1 pseudogene is annotated in these 239 nt (G+C 63.6%); it reads left to right on the top strand.

Annotated features, from left to right (window positions below):
- Positions 1-224, top strand: a pseudogene (locus QSV46_RS40945) (hypothetical protein); the annotation flags it as partial.
- Positions 225-239: the final 15 nt, after the last annotated feature.

Genomic DNA, 239 nt, shown 5'->3' with positions numbered 1-239 from the left:
CCATCATCCTCAGCGGTGTGGCGGTCTTCGCCCTGACGCTGCGCAACCAGGCCCGCAGCGCCAACCTGATTCTGTTCGGTGCGCTGATCCTTATCGTCGTCGCTTCGACCCTGCTGCTCGACCCGCCGACCCTCATGGCGCCGCGTGCGACTCATCTCTATCTGCTACCGGTGGCTGTCGGCGCGTTGATGGCCTTCCGCGATGAGCCCGTGTGGCTGCGTTAAGGTATGTCTCTGTTC

It is taken from the genome of Bradyrhizobium cosmicum (genome assembly GCF_032290525.1).
Taxonomy (GTDB): Bacteria; Pseudomonadota; Alphaproteobacteria; order Rhizobiales; family Xanthobacteraceae; genus Bradyrhizobium; species Bradyrhizobium cosmicum_A.
The sequence above is the reverse complement of the archived record's forward strand: the minus strand, read 5'-3'. Positions and strand labels throughout refer to the sequence as shown.